The sequence below is a fragment of the Synechococcus sp. BA-124 BA4 genome (assembly GCF_034931165.1).
On the sequence record NZ_JAYGIA010000068.1, the window covers coordinates 21303 to 39762 of the forward strand.

28 protein-coding genes are annotated in these 18460 nt (G+C 63.6%); 7 read left to right on the forward strand and 21 right to left on the reverse strand.

Features of this window, described 5'->3' with window-relative positions; translation table 11 throughout:
- Positions 1 to 730: 730 nt before the first annotated feature.
- The 4 genes from VB734_RS08250 to VB734_RS08265 all read right to left on the reverse strand — a co-directional run bounded on the left by VB734_RS08250 (position 731) and on the right by VB734_RS08265 (position 3210).
- On the reverse strand, positions 731 to 1708 hold the full coding sequence (locus tag VB734_RS08250) for a restriction endonuclease (RefSeq protein WP_322781875.1): 978 nt from the start codon (positions 1706 to 1708) through the stop codon (positions 731 to 733).
- Positions 1705 to 1905, reverse strand: coding sequence for a hypothetical protein (locus VB734_RS08255; RefSeq protein WP_322781874.1), 201 nt, complete (start codon positions 1903 to 1905; stop codon positions 1705 to 1707). Before VB734_RS08255 ends, VB734_RS08250 begins: the two co-directional genes overlap by 4 nt.
- An 83-nt stretch (positions 1906 to 1988) precedes the next feature.
- Complete coding sequence (locus VB734_RS08260; RefSeq protein WP_322781873.1) at positions 1989 to 2657, reverse strand: alpha/beta fold hydrolase; 669 nt, start codon at positions 2655 to 2657, stop codon at positions 1989 to 1991.
- Between the two features lie 22 nt (positions 2658 to 2679).
- Complete coding sequence (locus VB734_RS08265) at positions 2680 to 3210, reverse strand: HD domain-containing protein (RefSeq protein ID WP_322781872.1); 531 nt, start codon at positions 3208 to 3210, stop codon at positions 2680 to 2682.
- A gap of 181 nt (positions 3211 to 3391) precedes the next feature.
- Between VB734_RS08265 and VB734_RS08270 the strand changes: the two genes are divergently transcribed.
- The gene (locus VB734_RS08270; protein WP_322781871.1) at positions 3392 to 3649 is read left to right on the forward strand and encodes a hypothetical protein; all 258 of its coding nucleotides are present in this window, start codon (positions 3392 to 3394) and stop codon (positions 3647 to 3649) included.
- A 25-nt stretch (positions 3650 to 3674) separates the two neighbouring features.
- On the opposite strand, the gene VB734_RS08275 is transcribed toward VB734_RS08270, so the two are convergent.
- From VB734_RS08275 to VB734_RS08295, 5 genes are all read right to left on the reverse strand, one after another.
- Complete coding sequence (locus VB734_RS08275; protein ID WP_322781870.1) at positions 3675 to 3878, reverse strand: hypothetical protein; 204 nt, start codon at positions 3876 to 3878, stop codon at positions 3675 to 3677.
- A gap of 212 nt (positions 3879 to 4090) precedes the next feature.
- Complete coding sequence (locus VB734_RS08280) at positions 4091 to 4375, reverse strand: DUF167 domain-containing protein (protein ID WP_322781869.1); 285 nt, start codon at positions 4373 to 4375, stop codon at positions 4091 to 4093.
- 203 nt (positions 4376 to 4578) lie between these two features.
- Positions 4579 to 4782 carry a chlorophyll a/b-binding protein gene (locus VB734_RS08285; protein ID WP_322781868.1) on the reverse strand — a complete coding sequence of 68 codons (204 nt, stop codon included), beginning with the start codon at positions 4780 to 4782 and terminating at the stop codon, positions 4579 to 4581.
- 121 nt (positions 4783 to 4903) lie between these two features.
- The gene (locus VB734_RS08290) at positions 4904 to 5110 is read right to left on the reverse strand and encodes a hypothetical protein (RefSeq protein ID WP_322781867.1); all 207 of its coding nucleotides are present in this window, start codon (positions 5108 to 5110) and stop codon (positions 4904 to 4906) included.
- Positions 5111 to 5505: 395 nt separating this feature from the next.
- Positions 5506 to 5661 (reverse strand): hypothetical protein, encoded by a 156-nt coding sequence (locus VB734_RS08295; RefSeq protein WP_322781866.1) that lies wholly within the window; start codon positions 5659 to 5661, stop codon positions 5506 to 5508.
- A 226-nt stretch (positions 5662 to 5887) separates the two neighbouring features.
- Between VB734_RS08295 and VB734_RS08300 the strand changes: the two genes are divergently transcribed.
- Positions 5888 to 6067 (forward strand): hypothetical protein, encoded by a 180-nt coding sequence (locus VB734_RS08300; protein ID WP_322781865.1) that lies wholly within the window; start codon positions 5888 to 5890, stop codon positions 6065 to 6067.
- A gap of 179 nt (positions 6068 to 6246) precedes the next feature.
- On the opposite strand, the gene VB734_RS08305 is transcribed toward VB734_RS08300, so the two are convergent.
- From VB734_RS08305 to VB734_RS08325, 5 genes are all read right to left on the reverse strand, one after another.
- Positions 6247 to 6771: a GNAT family N-acetyltransferase gene (locus VB734_RS08305; protein ID WP_323243247.1), complete on the reverse strand. Its 525-nt coding sequence runs from the start codon at positions 6769 to 6771 to the stop codon at positions 6247 to 6249.
- A 505-nt stretch (positions 6772 to 7276) separates the two neighbouring features.
- Positions 7277 to 7855, reverse strand: coding sequence for a thermonuclease family protein (locus VB734_RS08310; RefSeq protein ID WP_323243241.1), 579 nt, complete (start codon positions 7853 to 7855; stop codon positions 7277 to 7279).
- Between the two features lie 59 nt (positions 7856 to 7914).
- Positions 7915 to 8730, reverse strand: a complete 816-nt coding sequence (locus VB734_RS08315) for a hypothetical protein (protein ID WP_322781862.1) — start codon at positions 8728 to 8730, stop codon at positions 7915 to 7917.
- 69 nt (positions 8731 to 8799) lie between these two features.
- Positions 8800 to 9072 (reverse strand): PIN domain-containing protein, encoded by a 273-nt coding sequence (locus tag VB734_RS08320; protein ID WP_322781861.1) that lies wholly within the window; start codon positions 9070 to 9072, stop codon positions 8800 to 8802.
- A gap of 677 nt (positions 9073 to 9749) precedes the next feature.
- Entirely contained in the window at positions 9750 to 9947 is a 198-nt protein-coding gene (locus VB734_RS08325) for a hypothetical protein (protein WP_322781860.1), read from the reverse strand.
- A gap of 604 nt (positions 9948 to 10551) precedes the next feature.
- Between VB734_RS08325 and VB734_RS08330 the strand changes: the two genes are divergently transcribed.
- Positions 10552 to 11064 (forward strand): hypothetical protein, encoded by a 513-nt coding sequence (locus VB734_RS08330; protein ID WP_322781859.1) that lies wholly within the window; start codon positions 10552 to 10554, stop codon positions 11062 to 11064.
- Between the two features lie 9 nt (positions 11065 to 11073).
- Here VB734_RS08330 and VB734_RS08335 read toward each other — a convergent pair whose 3' ends face one another.
- Positions 11074 to 11823, reverse strand: coding sequence for a glucose 1-dehydrogenase (locus VB734_RS08335; RefSeq protein ID WP_322781858.1), 750 nt, complete (start codon positions 11821 to 11823; stop codon positions 11074 to 11076).
- A 119-nt stretch (positions 11824 to 11942) separates the two neighbouring features.
- On the opposite strand from VB734_RS08335, the gene VB734_RS08340 reads away from it, so the two are divergent.
- Positions 11943 to 12857, forward strand: a complete 915-nt coding sequence (locus VB734_RS08340; RefSeq protein ID WP_322781857.1) for a LysR family transcriptional regulator — start codon at positions 11943 to 11945, stop codon at positions 12855 to 12857.
- 261 nt (positions 12858 to 13118) lie between these two features.
- Here the strand turns inward: VB734_RS08340 and VB734_RS08345 are convergent, their stop codons facing one another.
- The 4 genes from VB734_RS08345 to VB734_RS08360 form a co-directional block, all read right to left on the reverse strand.
- Complete coding sequence (locus VB734_RS08345; RefSeq protein WP_322781856.1) at positions 13119 to 13496, reverse strand: AbrB family transcriptional regulator; 378 nt, start codon at positions 13494 to 13496, stop codon at positions 13119 to 13121.
- 79 nt (positions 13497 to 13575) lie between these two features.
- On the reverse strand, positions 13576 to 14217 hold the full coding sequence (locus VB734_RS08350; protein ID WP_322781855.1) for a thermonuclease family protein: 642 nt from the start codon (positions 14215 to 14217) through the stop codon (positions 13576 to 13578).
- 47 nt (positions 14218 to 14264) lie between these two features.
- Positions 14265 to 15131, reverse strand: coding sequence for a class I SAM-dependent methyltransferase (locus VB734_RS08355; protein ID WP_323243242.1), 867 nt, complete (start codon positions 15129 to 15131; stop codon positions 14265 to 14267).
- A 248-nt stretch (positions 15132 to 15379) separates the two neighbouring features.
- On the reverse strand, positions 15380 to 15769 hold the full coding sequence (locus VB734_RS08360) for a hypothetical protein (RefSeq protein WP_322781853.1): 390 nt from the start codon (positions 15767 to 15769) through the stop codon (positions 15380 to 15382).
- A 159-nt stretch (positions 15770 to 15928) separates the two neighbouring features.
- Between VB734_RS08360 and VB734_RS08365 the strand changes: the two genes are divergently transcribed.
- Entirely contained in the window at positions 15929 to 16249 is a 321-nt protein-coding gene (locus VB734_RS08365) for an MTH1187 family thiamine-binding protein (RefSeq protein ID WP_322782693.1), read from the forward strand.
- Between the two features lie 180 nt (positions 16250 to 16429).
- Positions 16430 to 16612 (forward strand): metallothionein, encoded by a 183-nt coding sequence (locus VB734_RS08370; protein WP_322781852.1) that lies wholly within the window; start codon positions 16430 to 16432, stop codon positions 16610 to 16612.
- A gap of 30 nt (positions 16613 to 16642) precedes the next feature.
- Here the strand turns inward: VB734_RS08370 and VB734_RS08375 are convergent, their stop codons facing one another.
- A complete protein-coding gene (locus VB734_RS08375; protein ID WP_323243243.1) occupies positions 16643 to 16963 on the reverse strand; it encodes a DUF302 domain-containing protein in 321 nt (106 codons plus the stop codon).
- 93 nt (positions 16964 to 17056) lie between these two features.
- Complete coding sequence (locus tag VB734_RS08380; protein ID WP_322781850.1) at positions 17057 to 17839, reverse strand: DUF305 domain-containing protein; 783 nt, start codon at positions 17837 to 17839, stop codon at positions 17057 to 17059.
- A gap of 140 nt (positions 17840 to 17979) precedes the next feature.
- On the opposite strand from VB734_RS08380, the gene VB734_RS08385 reads away from it, so the two are divergent.
- On the forward strand, positions 17980 to 18456 hold the full coding sequence (locus tag VB734_RS08385) for a hypothetical protein (protein WP_322781849.1): 477 nt from the start codon (positions 17980 to 17982) through the stop codon (positions 18454 to 18456).
- The last annotated feature ends 4 nt before the right edge of the window (positions 18457 to 18460 follow it).

The following is an 18460-nucleotide window of genomic DNA, read 5'->3' on the forward strand; positions in this document are numbered from 1 at the left end:
GCTACATGCATAGTTTTGAGACTGCTCCTCCAGGTCTGCCGTGGTGGTCGAGTAGCCACCCTTTCAGCAGACTGGGCTTCGAATCCGATTGATCACATTAATCTGCATTGGCAAGTCATCATTGTCCCTCTGGCGACTCGCCTGCCGCAGGTGGCCATATACTTTCATTCCTGCCAGTCCAGTTACCCCACCGACAACGGACAACGGCACTCCTTAAATCGCGACATTGATCTTCCCGGAGGCCAAGCATTTGGAGAAATGGCGACAAAACCACAGGGATGAGAGGGACCAGGCATGGGGCTTGATCCTGAAGATCTGCGAAGCACGGTCCGACTGGGATGAATTAGACGACTTGCAGACCCTTAACGACTCGGCATTCGATATCTTGGAGGGTGTCCTGTCCGCATATTATTCACTAGAAGAAGTGCTAGCCGGCTACGAAGCGATGGCATCTATCAACGCAGCCTCATATGACGCGGAGACTGAGGTTATAGAAAGCCTAATGGACGATCTGCGCGAGCGTTCAAGATGCCTGGTCGACTATTATTCTAAAGTTCTTTCAGCGCTTATGAGCCATTAGGACTTGAGGGTCTGGCAATTTCGTGAGCGACAGGCCTGAGAGGCGCCCCATTGCCAAGACTTTTGCTTCAAGTTAAGTGCCATCCCGCTCAGCCATCATCCAGATCCGTTTCAAAGGCAGATCATGCTGGATTTCCTCGGGCAGCTGGTCCTAGTGGGAGAAGAGCTTCTCCAAAAGCTCCTTACGGCTCCAAAGTCGCACCCGAAAGAAATCCCTTGCCAGCTCCTTCTTAACATTGGGCCTGAAGCCGCTCCAGCTCACGAACAGGCGGGTCTCAGCTCCGAACTTCTGGCCGGTGCCGATCAGCTTGTCGACCGTCGGCCGATCCACTGGCTCGGATCCTGACTTCACCTCCACACAGATCTTCGGCTTGCCGAAGCCGAGCTCACCACCTCCCGCCAGGATGTCTGCGCCGCCGTCAGCCCCCTCAGAGCTGCGGTAGGTGGTGTAGCCCTCAGCTCGCAGGATCGCCTCCACCAGTTTGGTGAGGCCATGCCCCTTGAAGCGGGCCTCAATCAGCCGCTCGACCTGATCGCCGGCGAGCTCCTCCAGGTTGACGTTGGTCGCTTCGCTGAGATCGCTGATACTTTCGCCCGTGCCTACCTGCTTCGGCATGGCGATACTCGCGCCAGCGTTCTCTGAATGCCATCGGTTGGCCCCCATGGCCCTCACTTTGACTTCGGCGTCGTTGCGCTGGATGCGGCAGATGGTCAGGAACGCCCCAAAGGAATAGAGGAGGTCTTGCGGGATGCTGCTCCTGGGGATCAAGCCACTGAACCGTTTGACGCTGCGCCAGTGGAAGTAGGGATTCGGACCCTTGGACTCAAAGTGATAACCACTGGTGATCTCACCGAAGTAGATGCCCGACTGGAGCTTGGTGGGCATCACCACCCAATCCCCCACTGCCATATCGCGCCCGAATGCCCAGACCTGCGCCGACCAGTTGATCAGGGCCTTGGGCTTCTCCTCCGGATAGCACTCAGCCATGCCAGCAATGAGCGCCTGCATGTCGTGTAGTGCGGCGAGGTCGACATCCAGGCCCTCCCAAGCGACGTAGCTCCGGCCCTCATCAAGAAACTTCTGCTCGTGCTCGCCGCGGGAGCCGGCGCGGATCAGCCAGAGGGTCATGAGCTCGGAGTAGATCCCATATCGGTACCCTGATTCTGGGATTCATCGAACAACGGCCCCAGCGGCACCACCGCGAGTTGGCCCTGCTCCGCCACCTGCAGTCCGGGTGGGTTGGCCTGCTCCGGCCCGAACAGTTCAGCGGAGGGGGCCTCCGCTCCCAGCGGCAGTGGATCCTGGCGGTAACGATGGCGAGGCATGGAGAGACCCCTTCGAGGCGGCCTCCAGCATGGAAGAGCCGATCGGCCTCGCTGGTGCCGATCTCCTTCCAGAAGACCAGGGCTCAGCAAAAGAGGCGCTCACGCAGGAAATGATCGCTCAACGCCACCGCCGTGGCCCAGTACTCCGCCTCGCTGAGGCCGGAGCTGCGGGTTGGCTTAAAGCTGTGGTCACCGCTGGGGATCCATCGCAGCTGCACCTGCGGCGAAAAGTTGTAGGTCTCTACCTCCCCCCGCCGCCCGAAGCTGTCCCGCTCCCCCTGCAGGATCAGGGTTGGAGTCCGCAAGGCGGCCAGGTGCTCGGTGCGCAGCTGCAACGGCTTGCCAGGCGGACGGAAGGGATAGCCCAGGCACAGACAGCCGCGCACCCCATCGCTGGCGGCCAGCTCATCGGCCAGCAGGCTGGCCACCCTCCCGCCCATCGACTTACCACCGATGAACATTGGAAGCTCAGGCCGGGAGGCCTTCTCCAGCTGTACCTGCTGGCGGAACGCCTCTTGCAACACCGGCATCCGATCGGGCCCCTGGCGGCGCTCCAGGATTCGCTGCCGGGCCATGTATGGAAACTCGAAGCGCACCACCCGCCAGCCCGACTCGGCCAGTCCGCTGGCGATGGCCGCCGTAAATGGGCTGTCCATCGGTGCACCGGCCCCATGGGCCAGCAGCACAGTGGCCGGCGCGGCGTCGGGACCGTCGATCAGCCGTGGGTGGAAGGTTGGGACCTCAGCCGTCATGGGCTGACCTGCTCCGGTGCTTCTACGGTCGCTCCAGATAGCCCGCCGCCCACACCGCCGGAGCAATCCCGTAGGGCACGATCCGCCGGTAGGCCTCACTGGCGAGGATCTCCTTCACGGCCTCTCCGAGGAGCTCGGTGGAGCGGCTGGCGTGCAGGCGGTGGGTGAGGGTCTGGTGGATGCTCAGCAGGTACCAGGCGGCGCCATCGAGCCCCGCCCGAAAGCGCTCCCAGCTGGCGGGATCGCGGCGGCCATCGAGCACCATGTCACTGGCGTTATGGGCCTTGTCAGCGGCCGTCACCAGCAGGGAGGTCTCGCTCTTGTGCTCCAGCGAGGCCACATAGCGCGTCTTGCGCAGCAGCCAGGGTTCCTTCGCTGCTCCGGTGCGCCCTTTGGCGATGTCGGTGCAGTCGCGCACGATGTCGGCCACGGGCTGCCCGAAACGCTCAGAGATCGAGGCCTCGTCCTGGCCTGCGTCCTCGATCGCGTCATGCAGCAGGCCGGCGATGGCCTGATCCTCGTCGCCGCCGTCTTCCCACACCAGACCGCTCACGGCAATCAGTGGGAGATGTAGGGCACCGGCTTGCCTTTGCGACGCTGATCACGGTGCAGTTCCTCGGCCCACACGAGGGCGCGGCCGTAGGCGGGTGAGACCAGCGGCATGGATCTCCCTTCCACCTGCTCTCCGAGTCTCACCGTTGCGGCAGCAGACTCCGATCGGCTGCCTCCCCGTCATGGGCGTGATCCTGCTCACCATTCTCACCGTGCTGCTGGGCTTCGGGCTCGGAAAGGGCGTTCCGCGGCTGGTGCAGCGCTCGGGCAGCCTGGCGCGACGTTCCCGGAGCACCCAGCTGGCCTACGGGACTCTGCTGCTCCTGCCCTGGCTGGTGGGGATCGCCCTGGTGGTGCAGCCGCTGCGCCCAGAGCTGCTGCTGCCGGCGATCGGCTATGCGGCAGGGATGTGGCAGGGCCGTCGCAAGGCCGGTCTGTAGACGGCAACGATGACCGGCAGGCAGCTCAGCGAGGATCCCGGCCAGGACAACCCTGCTCAGGGACTTGCCCCTGTGCCTGCGGGCCGAACAGGGGGCCCAGATCCTCCAGCGCCGAGTGCTCCTCCAGTTGCCTGCGCATCGCGTCGAGCGGGCCCTGTGGCTTCTGGTGCAGAGGTGAATCGAGCGAGGCTTTTCCCTCCTGCTCGTGGTGGGTATCGGAATTGAGCATCGGCACGGAATCTTTTCCCCCAATGGGAAGGGCGCCCCGAGTCGAGCGCCCTACTGCTTCGCAGAAGCCAAGGGCTAGGGCCGGTTGCTGGGTTGTGGCTCGCGCCGCCCGGGTCGAGGTCCCTGATTCAGTACTAGATCCGCTGGCTCGCCCTGTCAGTACGGCAAGCCGATCACAGCCGCTGTGCATCAGCACCAGAGAGGCTCTGCTCATCACTGGCGGCCACTCACCTCCAGAAGGGCACATCGCACCTCATCCACCGAGAACCCTTCCACGGCGATCCATTTGCGCCGGCTGCGCTGGCCACGCACCAGTGCCACCCTGCTGGGAGCGACACCAAGTCGCTCGGCGACGAACCTCTGCAAGGCCTCATTGGCAGCACCATCAACCGGCGGGGCCGTCAGGCGGATCACCACCGCGTCATCCTTCAGCCCCACCACCTCGTTACGACGGCTGCGCGGCTGGATCCACAGGGCGATGCTCTCGCTGGCCGTCATTCGTCCCATTCCACTGCCTGCCGAGGATTCCATCGACAGGCCGCTGCATAGAGGGCATGGGGATGATCGTCAGCGGTTGTGAGGCTGCCGCTCCCTCTCGCAGTGTGAACGCAAAAAGCCGGCGCCATCGGTGGAGGGCCGGCCAGGGGAAAGGGTGATCGTGGTGGCCGCGAACGTTGACGGATCGCAGAGAACGACCGGCCTCAACGCTGGGAGAGAAGAGCGAGATCGGCGATCTGCTTGAGGATGCCATCTCCGCTGAACGCCTCCACGATCAGACCGATCGTGAACCCCAGCATCGCGACGCGTCCGTTGAGACGCTCCGCACGTCTGAGCTCATCGTCTCGGATCTGCTTGGCGGCAGTGTTCAGGAACCAGGCGTCGTTGGCTTGAGTGGCTCGCGTCATGGGAATCATTGCGAGTACAACGAAACATTACGAATGTCGCCGGCTGATTGACGTAAGGAGCGATACCTAGTCCTGATCTGAGCACAAACTCTGGTCTCGGGCAGGTGGGTCGGTCTGCCTGTCAGAGGTCACCTCCGCTCCGGCTTTCGATGCGTTCCTTCACCGCTTCCCACACCACCCGGTAGGCCAGGCTCTGGGCGGCGCTGATGGCCTCAGCAGCAGGGTGCATCCAGGCCACCTGGCAGGCCAACGCCTCGAAATCCTCCGGGACCACCGTCAGGTCCAGAAGCTCCAGCGCCGTCGCCACATCTGATGGATCGGGAACCATCGACCGTCTCCTCATAGGTCCGGTCAGCAGGTCCGCCGCTGCTGATCCTTGCGGCGATGGTCGTTCCTCAGGCCGCCATTGGGACATCGGCCTCGCAGCCGCTCTCCAGCTCTTCCCAGACCCGCCTGTAGGCCGCGGTCTGCACGGCGCTCCATGGCTGGGAGGCCGGGTGCCGCGCCGCAACCCACCGGGCCAGGTCCTGCCGACTTCTGGGTGTGGTTCTCAGTCCCAGGGCGGCCAAGGCCTCATGGAATTCCGTTGACGATCCCATGGCAGTCATCAATCGACTGGTGATCCCTGAATGTTCGCGACGGCCGCCACCTCTGCAAGAGGGGATGCCGATGGCGGTGGGGATGCTCATGGAAGGCGTGCCCCACTGTCAGGTAGGTCAACAATCAGCGGCACTCCTTCTCCTGACGGTCCACTTCGGAGGACCAGGGGCCGCAGTTGACCCAGCGCACCATGCCCACCTCCACGTCGGTGAACAGCACAAGACCGCCGAGGAAGAGAAGCGCGACCGCCGTGCCTGAGAGGAGGTTGCCAACTGTCATGGGACCAGCGTTCTGGTCAAACCATTGTGCTGCTGCAGCGATCCATCACCCAAGCTCCCCCTGCTGAGGCAGCAGGAGAGCGCCTTTCCCATGCCATGCGGCCAGGACGGTGACTCACGGCACAGCTTGGTGTATTTAGCTACAGACAAATCAGCGCTGCACCTTTATCGAAGAAGCTTATGGTTAAGTTGCGGATCAGTTTTTCCGCTTCTCCCAGTCCCGCCCAATGTCCAAAGCCTCCACCAACCCTGCCCGCGAACAAGCCCTTCGGGACTCGCTGCTCGTCCGTTTTGCCTCCGCTGCCGCAGCTGGCAACATCGACATGAAAAAGGCCCTCAACCACGAAGCCACCTACTTGGGCATTCAGCTCAACAAGATCGACGGCTCGACGTCTGGCATCCACTGAAGCTGGAGCAGGCAACCACATGCCTCAGCAAAGCTGCACTTAACTTTGCACTTCACGAATTCCAGTAATCCTCAAGGCTGTTGTGCCGCATTGAATCTGAGGGATTTGAGTCATCCCTTGAATATCTCCAGCGCCAAGTGCACGTCTGCCCCCTGGAGTCAGTCGCAACGGCACCACTCTCATGTGGCAGGCCCCTCCACCAGCCCCTGAACCATCACATAGGCATCCATGTAGCCCAGTTGCTTGTGGCGAAAGGCCCCCGGCAGAGTGCCGACGACCTGAAAGCCGTTGCGCTGCCAGCAGCGGAGGCCGGCCGTGTTGTTGCTCACCACCAGGTTGAACTGCATGGCCCGAAACCCAAACCGCCGGGCCGCCCGCAGCGAGTGCTGGCAGAGGCGGCTGCCGATCCCCTGGCGGCGGCAGTGATCGGCCACCACATAGCCCGCGTTGGCCACATGGGCACCGAGAGCCAGGGAGTTGGGCCTGAGGTAGTACGTGCCCACAAGGGCACCGGTCGCATCCACGGCCACCATCACCGCGTGGCTCTGCTCCACCCAGGCCACCCGGGCCTCGGCTTCCGTGATTGCCGGGTCGTGGGGGAAGGTTTCGCCGGCGCGGAACACCGGCTCCAGCAGCGACCACACCCCTGGCCAGTCGGCCGCCTTGTAGGGGCGGATCTGCAGAGGCGATCGGGAGGAGGTCAGAGCAACGCAGGTGTGGCCTGGTGATTGTCACCCCAACAGGAAGGCGCCCCGTGGGGGGCGCCTTTGCACCGGTTGCGGCGGTCACTTCCTCACACCAAGAACTGCCGATCGGGTGTCTGTGGTTCACGCGTCGCCTGTCTGGGGCCTGGCAGGGAAGGAAAGGAGATCACGTCTGGGAGAAGAGATGCTCGGGGCTTGACCTTCTCCGCTGTGATCCCGGCTCGGGTTATGCAGCCCGGGGTGTCAACACGCGGGAAACAGAACTGACGTATCGCTCTGTGCGGCTACGGGATGACGTTCGCGCTGCGTCATCAAGTTCACCTCTTGTGTGTCGCATCGTTGGCGCACCTCCGCTATGCCACCGGCTCGGGTGATCCCTGGCCGGACTCTGTTGGAGGGTGAGGGTCGGGTTGGCTACCGGGCCTCCCCTCAAGTTCAAAGTACGCCTTCTGTGCGGCTGCTGGGGGCTGCTGGAGTACCTGTTCCCGTCCCCCCTAAAAACCAGTCATCGCAACGATTCACAGGCCTCACCATCGCCGTTGCTGTCGAGATAGGTGTGTCCCTGGCGCAGCAGCTCCTGGGCACGGGCATAGGAGCTGATTTCCCTGCAGAGATACCTCCGGCCGCCAGGGGTGGTGCCATCGGGGATCACCGCGGCACTGTGGCCCCGGCGGAAGTCCCAGGGGCGGGTGATGCCGCCCTCCACCTGCCAGACCCCGTAGCGGTGTCGGCTGGCGCGGAACTCGGCTTCGAGATACTCCTTGGCATCGCAGCCGCCCAGGTATTGCCGATAGGCAAAGGCCTGACCGTCTTCCACCATCACCAGGTTGAGGTTGATCTCACTGATCACCTCGGCCACCGTTCGGCCGTTGCGGTCGGTGGTCTTGACCTCGAGCGACACCTCACGGCCAATCGGCAGCCGCTGCTGCAGATAACGGCGCGCCTGCTGCCCGTAAGGACTCTGGGCCGTCTCGGGGGCATCGATGCAGGCCAGCCGCACGGTGATGGCCTTGCCGGCCTGGCGGACACGGATCGTGTCGCCGTCGCCGATCGAGAGCACCGTGGCGGTGCGCGTCTGCCCCATAGCCGGCCACGCCAGCAAGGCCCCAAGACTCACGAGGCCGGGGAGGACGGCCCTACGCATCAGGGGCGGATGGACTCCGCAGGAGCGGTGCGCTGCAGCAGGAGTTCCAGCTTGCGATCCTGGCGCTCCAGCACGGCAAGGAAGCCGGCAACGGTGATTCCCAGCACGATCAGCCAGGCCAGTGAAGCCCATGCCACCAGCTGCCAAGGGTTAGGGCCAACTGCGGCCACTGGAGGCCTCCACGCGGGCACAGGCGCAGGTTCAGGCCACAGTGATTGCCCAGAATCACCATGTTGCTGGGGGTTAGGGCCAACTGCGGCCACTGGTGGCCTCTCCGCGGGCACAGGCGCAGGTTCAGGCCACAGTGATTGCCCGGAATCACCGTGCTGCTGGGGCTCCAGATCAAGCATGAGGCGCAGCAGGACTTCCGGGGTGGCCGGCACGATTGCGGAACTGGACTTGGCATCACTGAACCGGCCAGCAAGGAGCTCACGGCAGCGCTGCAGTCCGCCGCCGGCCCAGAACAGGCCCCAGGCGCGCTTGTCCATCTGCAGTGCCACCCAGCGGTGGGGGCGAGCGTCGTTGCGGATCAGCTGAGCAGCCTTGGCCAGCGACCAGCTGCGGCCTGCCGCCACTGAGGTCTGCGCCTCCAGCAGCAGACGGCCCTGGGGATCGCGGCTGTAACCCGTGGCCACCTTCAGGCAGAACACATCGATGATCTGCACCCGGCTGCTGTGCCGCCGAGGCTGCTGACCTGGCGACCAGAACACGAGGGCCTCGCCTTCTGTGCTGATGCAGTCGTCGGTCTGGTTGTTGGTGGGCATCGTGCTCGCAGGCGGGGTGGCCGCAGCTGAGAACTGGGGTTCTGCAGCCATTCAAGGGCAGGCTTTGGGTGACCGTTCCGGATGCTGTCTTCTGCGCCCTACGGGCTGGAGGGCATGGGATCAGCCGGGGCGGTTCAAGCGCTTCAGTCGCAATGCGCTCACCGAGGCGATGGCATCGAAGTCGGCATCGAAGCTCACCACCACGGCGTCGTGATGCATCGCCACGGCAGCCACCAGGAGATCAAGGCTGAGCACGGTGCGGCCAACCTGGCGGCAGGCCTGGCCCAGGGCGATCGCTCGCTGCCATAGATCCTGTGGTGTGGGCAGGCAGGGCAGGGTGGCGAACTGGGCCTCCAGCAGGCGAGCCTCCTCCGGCCGGGCCGAGAGCAGCACTGAGGTGGGTGGGATGCCCCCGCTTGTTGGCGTGATAGATTGTATTTAAGCAAAAACAAAAGGATGGATTGGCGTATCCCTAATGTTTCAGGCTCTGCCGCTGTCGGCCTGTTTTGTGTGACCCCATTCATCGCTTTTTTTGGAGCAATGGATCAGTCTGCGAATGCAGCTGTCTACGGATTCCGTATAACAAGTAGCTTTTCAGCGGACAAGAGCATACGTATAACAGATAGCTTTTCGGCGGATAGAAGCGTGAGGGTGGCTGGTAAATGCGCAGGCAGCGGCTATGATCTGCCATCGATCCGTCTCACCGACAGCTTTTCGGCAGACGAGACATGGAGAGTGACCGACAGCTTTTCGGCTGACATGTCCATCTGTCTGACAGGTGATATCGAAGAGTGGGTTAAACACACGAACTAATCTGGTCATCGGCATCTTGTTGCCACCCTCCATAGGCATCGCGGAATCACTCGGATTTGTCATTTGCTCAAATCATGCCAGCGTGCAGCTTCAATAAGTGCTCTTCCCGCCAGGTCTTCAAGGGTCGCTGTTATGCTGGCGGCTTAAACATGAACACCTCTTCTAGTGCGCGTTGGTCCGGCCGCTGACCTTCGGGTGAGCCGGAGGAGCCCTGCCATTTCCATCGGCTCTCTAGAGGCTGGTGTCAAGCAGCAGCGTCATGAGGCGATCTCTTGAGCCCGCTGCCGCTCGTGCTCATGGTCAGCCTCGAAGTTCTCCAGCTCCACGCCCCATTCGCCGCTGAGGAAGCGCTGGGCGATCTGGGCACGCCGCCGCTGTTGCAACGCCTCCTCCATCAGGCGGCGGATCGCGGGGCCCTTCTTCCGCTCGCCCGAGAGATCCAGGATTTCAGCCATCTCTGTTTAAGAAAGCTCAACGGTGACTTTCATGATTTTCACCAAAGAGAGTCTGACTCCAAGGCCAGCATGGCGGACCTGGCCGCCTCTTGCCTCTGCTGTTGCCTCCCGTAAATCGAGCGGCCCAGGCCCAGCCTCTGGAGTGGGTGGGCGGCCAGGGTTCAGCCGATGCGCAGCTGCCGCACAAACTGAGGAACTTGGCTTGCTTCACGGTTGGGCGTGGGCCGGTGCGTCGCTTGCCGGGCGGGTCTGGTCGATCGTGCCGAGGTGCTCCAGCTCCACCACTGCAGCGCCGCCTCCTCCCGCTCAGGCATAAAGCCCTATTACCCCAGACGGCTGGCCGACCGGTCCTGAGTCCATCGACACCGGGAGGCTCCATCGATGGACGACACCCCCCCTGAGCAGCAGCGAGGAGCGCGCTGACGATCCGGCCCCTGCTCCAACACTCTCATCGGATCACTGGCTTCCCTGGCGTGTGACGCCGTCGCCGTCTATTGCATCGCCTCAGGTGCCCCGGACCCATCGGGAAGTCCCACTGGAAACCTGGCCCCAGGTGCCAGCGTCAGCCACTCCGCCCCCATCAACCAAACTTCTTCAGAGCCCGGTGGCCTCGTCACCGGGCTTTGTCGTGCTCACCCTTGCCATGCCAGACCTCGCCGATATCCACCAGGCCCTGGTCGAGGACTACCGCGAGTCCTTCGAGATTGCGGCCGGCAAGCTGATGGCCCAGCCCAGCTGGACCCTAGAGGCCACCGTGGTGCTCACGCACCTCCACAACGGCGCCGTCACGATCGGGCCGGTGCGGAGCCTTCCCCTCTTGCTGGATCACCTCCCGCCAGAGCTGGACGAGTTCGTGCGGCTGCAGGAAAAGGGGGTGCCCTTTGAGGAGGCCTATGCCCAGTGTCTGGCCGAGCAGGGGCAGGAGTTCGTCGATGCCTGCGAAGCCGCCAAGCGCAGCAAGCCGCTCGTCACCCACGACAATCTGGCCGAGCTCACCGCCCTCTCCCAGAAAGGGTTTGCTCGGGAGCCCCGCGAGCTACTGGCGCTGGCCCAATGGTCCGACCACGTCAGCGGCTTCCTGGTGGCGTGTGAGCAGCTGAGTGGAAGTCAGGCTTGAACCAAATGATCACTGGGCTGTGTAGCCGCCATCGACGGCGATGCATTGGCCTGTGAGGAAGCGCGCCTTGTCGGACGCGAGGAAAAGGATGGTCTGGGCAATCTCATCGGCTGATGCGGCCCGCTTGGCGGGCATCATGTCGAGCAGTCCTGCCCTGGCCTCTTCATTGCCGCCGGTGAAGCGCGTCAGCATCTCAGTCTCCACGGGGCCAGGTGCAACGGCGTTGACACGCACCCCTTCGGCCGCCACTTCAAGGGCCGCCGACTTCGTCAAGCCTTCGACCGCGTGCTTGCTGGCGACGTAGATCGAAGCGCCGGCCATGCCGACCTGGCCTGCGATGGAAGACAGATTGATGATTGAGCCGCTGCCCTGCTGCAGCATCACCGGCAATTCGTATTTCAGGCACAGCAGCGTGCCCAGCACGTTGGTGTCGAAGGTGGCGCGGTAGTTGTCCGCGGTCTGCACGCTGATCGGGCCGACCGCACCCTCTATGCCGGCGTTGTTCACGGCCACGTCCAGCCGCCCGAATGTTTCGACCGTCTGGCTGACAAGAGACTGCACCTGGGCTTCATCGGTGACATCCGCCAGCAGGAACTCGGCCCGGGCGCCAAGTGCGCGCAGTTCGGTGGCCAGGTGTTGACCTGCCTCCTCGCGCCGGCCTGAGACGACGACGTTGGCTCCTTCTCTGGCAAAGGCCAGGGCAGTGGCGCGGCCGATGCCGGCCAAGGCGCCTGTGATCAGAACGGTTGGGGTGGTCATCGCGAACTCCGTCAGGAGAGGCATTTGATGAGCTGAACTCTGATTGATGAATGGAAACGGCGGTAGCCAGGAACTTGGACTAACATCCATTCCAGAATGGAATAAATGAATCGGGATTCATGGATCGGTTCCTGGCCATGCAGACCTTCGTCCGCGTCGTTGAGACCGGCAGCTTTTCGGCGGTGGCGCGCGAGCAATCCAGCACGCAAAGCGCCGTGAGCAAGCAGATGGCGTCACTGGAGCGCCACCTGGGCGCCAAGCTTCTGACCCGCACCACGCGCAAGCTCTCGCTGACAGATGTCGGCGCGAACTACTACGAAGACGCGCGACGGCTTGTGGCCGAAGTGGCTGAAGCAGAGGGACAAGTGCGCCGGGGCGAACAGCAGCTGAGCGGCTGGCTGCGGGTTGCATCTTCAGTGGGCTTTGGCGGACGGGTTCTGCGCCCTCACGTGCGCAGCTTCCTGGCAGCCCATCCGGAGGTGAAGATCGACCTGAAGCTCAACGACGGCTTCATCGATCTCGTCGAGCATGGCATTGACGTGGCCGTGCGCATCGGCAACCTCGGCGACAGCACGCTGGTGGCCAGGCGCATCGGCAGCATCCGCCGTGCCGTGGTGGCCAGCCGGAGCTATCTGCAGGCCGCCATGGGCGGGCGGCCGATGCCCCTGATCCCGGAGGACCTCAAGCAGCACCCCTGCATCGTCTACACCGAACTGCGCAGCCGCAATCTGTGGGACTTCATCACTCCCGATGGATCCACCGTCTCCGTACGCGTGGAAGGTCCGCTGCAGACCAATGCCTCCGACATCGTCCGGGCCGCGGTGCTCGACGACGTGGGCATCGCCTATTGCCCGACCTGGCTGGTACAGGACCTGATCGAGAGCGAAGAGGTGCAGGTGCTGCTGCCTGAATGGCAGACGATGCCTCTTCCATTGCATCTAGTGAGTCCACCCGAACGACTCAACGCTGCAAAAGTGCGTGCATTCACTGAGCACCTCTCCAGCGCACTGGCCTGTTGCTCAAGATGCAATTGAATGCGTTTGGGCGGTCGCTGCTGCAGCTGCACAGAACATTTCCCAAAAGCCCAACAGGTCGCACGTCGCGGCCAGTCCCTACACCTGAAACAACTACTGAGGCACGAGCCACCCCAACGGCTTGCCACCAGGCAGTTAATGCCTGCAACTGACCTAGCCGCCGTTGGAGGGATGAGACCACCCAGGGCTATGTACCTAGCGGCTGCCTTCGATTGCCAGATCGAGGGCCTGCCAGCAGCCAGCCTGAGGCGAGTGTGACCCTCACTCCTCCTCTTCGGCCTCACCCACCGGTACCAGGCGGATCTGCTTGCGGCCCAGCTTGATCTCGAACTCATCGCCCGGCTTGAGGCCCAGCAGTCCGGTGTAGGCCATACCCACCAACAGGTTGCCGTTGCCCTGCACCTTGGCGATGTAGCTCAGACTGCGGCCACCTTGACCCTTGCCCTTTCCATTGCCACCGTTCATGCCAAGGCTGACACCCTTGGCTTCCAGCAGAGCCTCATAGAAGGCGGTGAAGTTGAGCCTCTCGCTGCCGTCCTTCTTGCTGCTCACATATCCGGCAGCGCGGACCAGATCGGACTTGGAGGCATCTCCCAGCTCCTTGACTTTGGCGAGCAGGTCAGCACCGGTGAGGGCCATGAATGCCACGAGTTGATGGATTAAAGCTTACGTCCTGGCTGATGGTGGTCTTGACAGTCTGATGCAGCTGGCGGTGCCTTCATCGGAGGCTCTCGCAGGCTTCGCCATCACCATTCCCGTCCAGATACGTGTGACCTTGACGCAACAGCGCTTGGGCCTGCTGATAGGAACCGATCTCCCTGCAGCGACACGTCCGGCCACCAGACATCGACCAGGTGGCACTCGTTGCTCGACTGGACGTTCGGCCCCGGCGGAAGTCCCAGGGGCGGGTGATGCCGCCGGGCACCCGCCACACCCCGTAGCGACTGCGGGATGCCCGGAACTCGGCATCCAGGTACTCCTTGGCGTCGCACTGGCCCAGGTACTGGCGGTAGGCGAACGCCATGCCGTCCTCCACCATCGCCAGGCCGAGATTGATCTCTCCGATCACCTCGGCCACGGTGCGGCCGTAGCGATCCACCGTCTGGGGCCTCAGCGTCACGCTGGAGCCAAGCCGCAGCCTGCTTTGCAGGTAGCTGCGGGCATTAGCGCCATCGGGGGCCTGAGCCATCTCGGGGGCATCCATGCAGGCCAGTCGCACCGTGATCCGTTGCCCTCCCTGCAGCACCCGGATCGTGTCGCCGTCACCGATTGAGAGCACCGTGGCGCGATCGTCCTCCGCGTGGACCATGGCCGCCAGGGACATGCCCAGCAGCAGAACCGCTACCTGTCCAGCAGCCATGCTCAGAAGTCGGCCAGGCAGAAGGGGGATCCGCAATAGGTGCCCCCTCACTGCTGCAGGTGGAGTTCTTCGATCGCCTCGCCGGCCTTCCTCCGTTGCGCCATGAGGTATCCGGACGTGTAGGTCAGCGGCACCGATTCCCCGTGCAGCCGCTCCAGCGCCTGTCTCAGCTCAGCCAGCAGAGCTTCCCGCACCGCCGGATCGAGGGCCAGAAACGGCGAGTAGGTGGTCAGAAGGGTGAGGTAGTCGTCAATCGTCAGGCGGCTCTCCACCACACACCGACTCTCGTGAGCTCCCTGATAGAGCGGAGACTCCAGCAATGGTTGCCCCAAAACCGCGAGAATCCCCGCCACGGTGGCCGCATCTTCATATGGGCGGTCCAGCTCAGGAGCATGGCGGCGGTAGATCGTCCGCAGTGCCTCATGGGTCTGGACCGGTGGCTGCAACTCCTTGTTCCACAGAAGGATCAACCAGCCGTTCTGCCGCAAGGCTCGGGCTGCTTTCGGATTGGCGATCTCCGGAGGGATCCAGTGAAACGAGCTGGCGGCCACAACCGCATCGAACTGCTCCTGGTGAGGTTTCCATTCCTCCAGAGAGGTGGTGACCACCTCGACGTTTGGAAATCGTTGACAGGCCTCCTGGGCGAGCAGACAGAAATCAGGGTTGGGCTCGATGGCCACGATCCCGCAACCAAGCTCCGCGAACGACACCGTGGCCGTGCCTGGTCCACAGCCCACCTCAAGAATCGTCGATGTTGCCGTCAAACCAGCCCGCGCCACCACCGCCTCCACCAACTGCTGCGGATATCGGGGCCGGGTGGCGGCATACGCCGCGGCGGCCGGCGAGAACCAACCACGGCGCTGCTCCACGCTCTGGGCCGCATAGGTGGCGATGGTCTCCTTGATTTTGGCCACGGGATCCATGGAGCCTGAGCGGTCGAGGGATTCGCCCCCAGGCTGTAGCAGGTAGGCAGCTGCAGTTGACAATCAGAACCCAGTTGCCGACCTGCTCCGATTGAGAGCCCTGCGCACGAACCTGTATTCGCGTGACGTCAGCTGGGGCCATTGCCAAAACCAGCACCAGAGCGAGAAGCAGGCTCCGGCTCAGGAGCATCGCCCCAGCCTGCGGGCTGCGGTCCCGCACGATTGTGTACCCACTCCACTCAGGGGCGCGGCTCCAGCCCCTCCAAGGCAGTGCGCAGCTCTCCGAGGAACTCCTCATCCACCTCGGTGGCGCTGAGTTCCTCGCCCACCAGGTCCTGGATCAGGGGGTAGAAGCGCACCTCAAACCATTTGCGGAACACCGGGTAGGTGCGCTCAGCCGGCCAGGTGCCGCTGTCTCGATGCCAGAAGTCGAGCTCCGCCTCGAAGATGTCTGCGTAGACCTCCTCGAGGATCTCCTCAGCCTCCTCGTCCGTGTCGTAATCAGGGATCAGGTACAGGCAGGGCTCCCGGGCCCCGGCGGCCTCGACATCCAGATCCAGTTGCCTGGCCCACTCGAGCAGTTGCTCGCTGGGGTAGATCCCCACCGCACAGCGGTTCACCACGGCCATGGCCCATCCGGCGGCATTCCCCAGACGCTAGGCAGGGCTTCCTGAGCGCGAGATGGCACTGCCGGAGAAGCCGGCGGGCATGCCAAATCCCCTCTCGGCCCTTGGGAAGCGGTGCCCGGAGGATGGGAACGTCTCAACGAAGCCCCCGGAGCCACGTCGATGAAGGTGATCGTCGATCTCTGCGTGGTACCGATCGGGGTCGGCGTCAACCTGGCGCCCTACATCGCTGCCTGCGAACAGGTGCTGCTGGACGCTGGCCTCAAGATCCAGCTACACCCCAACGGCACAGCCATCGAGGGTGAGTGGGGCCCGGTCTTTGCTGCGATCGCGGCCTGCCATCAGGCGGTGCATGCCATGGGCTGCCCCCGCATCTACACCACCGTGAAGGTCAACACCCGCACCGATCGGGACCAGACGTTGGAGGAGAAGATGGCCAGCGTTGAGGCGTTGCTCCAACAGCTGCCGCACAGGGACCAATGAGAAGGGCGCCCCGTGTCGGGCGCCCTTGGGCCGGTTGCAGGGCTTGGGCTCGCGCTGCCCTGGTCGAGGCCTCTGATTCATTAATAGATCCGCCTGCCTTGCTTGTCAGTACGGCAAGCCGTTCCTCCCAGGCGCTGGCGACACCAGACTGGTTCCAACGGCACTGAGCAAGGACAGTCCATGACCACGACCCTGGAGAGACCCGCCACGCTGCAGTGCGCCTGCCCGGGCTGCCACTGCACGGTGCAAGCGGACAGCCCGTTCCGCAACGGCGCCCTGCTGTTCTGCAGCGACGTCTGCGCCAAAGGGCACCCCAACGGTGAGCCCTGCCACGCCGGCTGTGGCTGTGAAGGCCATGGCTGAATCGGCTCCTCCTTCTGCAGAGCTCCCCGGCTAAGCCGCAGCGGCCTCGATGATCGCCGTTGTGGAGGCCTCCACCGCGCGGGCCACCTCCTTCAGGGAGGGATCGGCCGAGAGGCCTGCAAGCATCGCCTCGGGGCGGATCATGCCGATGCGGGTCGTGCCGGCTTCTGTGTAGACGGAGATCCGGCAGGGCAGAGCCATGTTGAGCGCCATCGTGGTACTGAGCACTGCGGCGGCCTGGTGGGGGTTGCATACCTCGAAGATGCGGCACTGCTCCGCAAACTTCAGGCCTTTGCTGCGCAGGGTGTGGCCCAGATCATGCACGGCCAGCACGCCGAAGCCCTGGTCCACCACCGCCTCCTGGAGGGCGCTACTGGCCTCCTCGAAGGATATGGGCGTGTCGAGGATGAAAACGGGTCCATGGGTGTGATCAGCAGGTCGGTGTCAGGGTGTGCCGTACCAGCTGCGGTACCACTGGGTCATCTGCTCGATCTCCCGGCTCTGGGCCTTCACCATGGCCTGTTGCATTGCCCGCAGCTGCGGATGCTGGCTGTTGGTCTGGGCCATCGACGCCATCATCACGCCCATGCGGTGGTGGGGAATCATCTGCTCGATGAAGGCGCGATCGAAATCAGGGGCGTTCTTCAGCCACTCGACATCGGTGCCCATCATCCCCATGCCCCTTCCAGGGCCCCCCATCATTCCGCCCCTGCCGCCCATCCAGCCCCCCCAGCCGGAATAGACACCACGGCCATAACTTCCCCCCCAGGCAGGCACATCACCGCCGAACCACTGCCGGTACCAGATCCGCATCTGGGCGTTTTCCTGGGTCTGGCTGGCCTTGATGCTCTTGGCCAGCTCCTTGATTTCGGGCCGCTTCACGCGGGTGAGGGCGAGATCCGCCATGGCGATCGCCCCCTCATGGTGGGGAATCATCATCACGATGAAGCGCTGATCATTCGGGCCCATTCGTCCGGCCCCGTCCCACCCCATGCCGGGCCCAGGCTGCTGCCCTCCGCCCCGGCCCTGGGCAAGGCAGGGGCTGTTGACGAGCAACGCCAGGGCGCAGGCTCCTCCGGCCGCCAGCTGAAGAACCACGGTGGATCGCTTCCCTGGGGAGCGATGGTGGACCTGGGCCATGGATCCGGCCTCCAAGGCTGCGGGTGTCTTGATCTCCACCCTGACCACGCCGGCATGGTCCGAGGGTCCTTCGGGGGATTGCTTCACGGATCCACAGCACTGCCGACGGATCAACACCCTCAGGTCCGGGCAGATCACGGCGCCATCCATGGCGGGATCGCTTCTTCTGAGCCCCATGAGGAGCGGCTGAGGCTCGCGAGGGGGCTCACCCCCAGGACAATCTTCTGATGCAACGGGTTCAGGAGGGTCACGGCGATAGCAACCGCAGGCGCAGGCAGCGAACCGATCCGTTCATGCGCCACATCCTGACCCTCTCGCTGGCCTGCTGCTGGCTGACAGCTCCGGTGCTGGCGGCTGAAGTGGAGGCGTGTCAGAACCTGCTGGATCAACGCAATGCCCTGGCCGAGCAGGCCATGAAGGCCGAAATCGCCCTGGTCCGCACCATCCGTGAACGGATCTGCCCGGTCCTCAGCCAGCAGGCCGAAGGGGCCAATGCCAACGACCGCAACGAGCTGACCATCGACTACCAGGCCCTGATCGAGTGCCGCCACAAGGCGGAAGAACAGCTGCTGCGCAGCCAGCGGGTTTTCTATGTCAACCGCCAGCAGTTCAGGTTCTACACGGCGGCTGGAGCCAAGCTGGCCCGGCAAGCCGATGGGCTGGATCAGGAGTTGCGGGATCGGGAGTGTTCCTATCTGCGTTGACCAA

Excerpts from the sequence above, each read along its gene's own strand:
- VB734_RS08250 (WP_322781875.1), bottom strand. The coding sequence starts at position 1,708 with ATGACCCTCTGGCTGATCCGCGCCGGCTCCCGCGGCGAGCACGAGCAG.
- VB734_RS08255 (WP_322781874.1), bottom strand. The coding sequence starts at position 1,905 with ATGCCTCGCCATCGTTACCGCCAGGATCCACTGCCGCTGGGAGCGGAG.
- VB734_RS08260 (WP_322781873.1), bottom strand. The coding sequence starts at position 2,657 with ATGACGGCTGAGGTCCCAACCTTCCACCCACGGCTGATCGACGGTCCC.
- VB734_RS08270 (WP_322781871.1), top strand. The coding sequence starts at position 3,392 with ATGGGCGTGATCCTGCTCACCATTCTCACCGTGCTGCTGGGCTTCGGG.
- VB734_RS08275 (WP_322781870.1), bottom strand. The coding sequence starts at position 3,878 with ATGCTCAATTCCGATACCCACCACGAGCAGGAGGGAAAAGCCTCGCTC.
- VB734_RS08280 (WP_322781869.1), bottom strand. The coding sequence starts at position 4,375 with ATGACGGCCAGCGAGAGCATCGCCCTGTGGATCCAGCCGCGCAGCCGT.
- VB734_RS08285 (WP_322781868.1), bottom strand. The coding sequence starts at position 4,782 with ATGACGCGAGCCACTCAAGCCAACGACGCCTGGTTCCTGAACACTGCC.
- VB734_RS08290 (WP_322781867.1), bottom strand. The coding sequence starts at position 5,110 with ATGGTTCCCGATCCATCAGATGTGGCGACGGCGCTGGAGCTTCTGGAC.
- VB734_RS08295 (WP_322781866.1), bottom strand. The coding sequence starts at position 5,661 with ATGACAGTTGGCAACCTCCTCTCAGGCACGGCGGTCGCGCTTCTCTTC.
- VB734_RS08300 (WP_322781865.1), top strand. The coding sequence starts at position 5,888 with ATGTCCAAAGCCTCCACCAACCCTGCCCGCGAACAAGCCCTTCGGGAC.
- VB734_RS08310 (WP_323243241.1), bottom strand. The coding sequence starts at position 7,855 with ATGGGGCAGACGCGCACCGCCACGGTGCTCTCGATCGGCGACGGCGAC.
- VB734_RS08315 (WP_322781862.1), bottom strand. The coding sequence starts at position 8,730 with ATGGCTGCAGAACCCCAGTTCTCAGCTGCGGCCACCCCGCCTGCGAGC.
- VB734_RS08325 (WP_322781860.1), bottom strand. The coding sequence starts at position 9,947 with ATGGCTGAAATCCTGGATCTCTCGGGCGAGCGGAAGAAGGGCCCCGCG.
- VB734_RS08335 (WP_322781858.1), bottom strand. The coding sequence starts at position 11,823 with ATGACCACCCCAACCGTTCTGATCACAGGCGCCTTGGCCGGCATCGGC.
- VB734_RS08340 (WP_322781857.1), top strand. The coding sequence starts at position 11,943 with ATGGATCGGTTCCTGGCCATGCAGACCTTCGTCCGCGTCGTTGAGACC.
- VB734_RS08345 (WP_322781856.1), bottom strand. The coding sequence starts at position 13,496 with ATGGCCCTCACCGGTGCTGACCTGCTCGCCAAAGTCAAGGAGCTGGGA.
- VB734_RS08350 (WP_322781855.1), bottom strand. The coding sequence starts at position 14,217 with ATGGCTGCTGGACAGGTAGCGGTTCTGCTGCTGGGCATGTCCCTGGCG.
- VB734_RS08360 (WP_322781853.1), bottom strand. The coding sequence starts at position 15,769 with ATGGCCGTGGTGAACCGCTGTGCGGTGGGGATCTACCCCAGCGAGCAA.
- VB734_RS08365 (WP_322782693.1), top strand. The coding sequence starts at position 15,929 with ATGAAGGTGATCGTCGATCTCTGCGTGGTACCGATCGGGGTCGGCGTC.
- VB734_RS08370 (WP_322781852.1), top strand. The coding sequence starts at position 16,430 with ATGACCACGACCCTGGAGAGACCCGCCACGCTGCAGTGCGCCTGCCCG.
- VB734_RS08385 (WP_322781849.1), top strand. The coding sequence starts at position 17,980 with ATGCAACGGGTTCAGGAGGGTCACGGCGATAGCAACCGCAGGCGCAGG.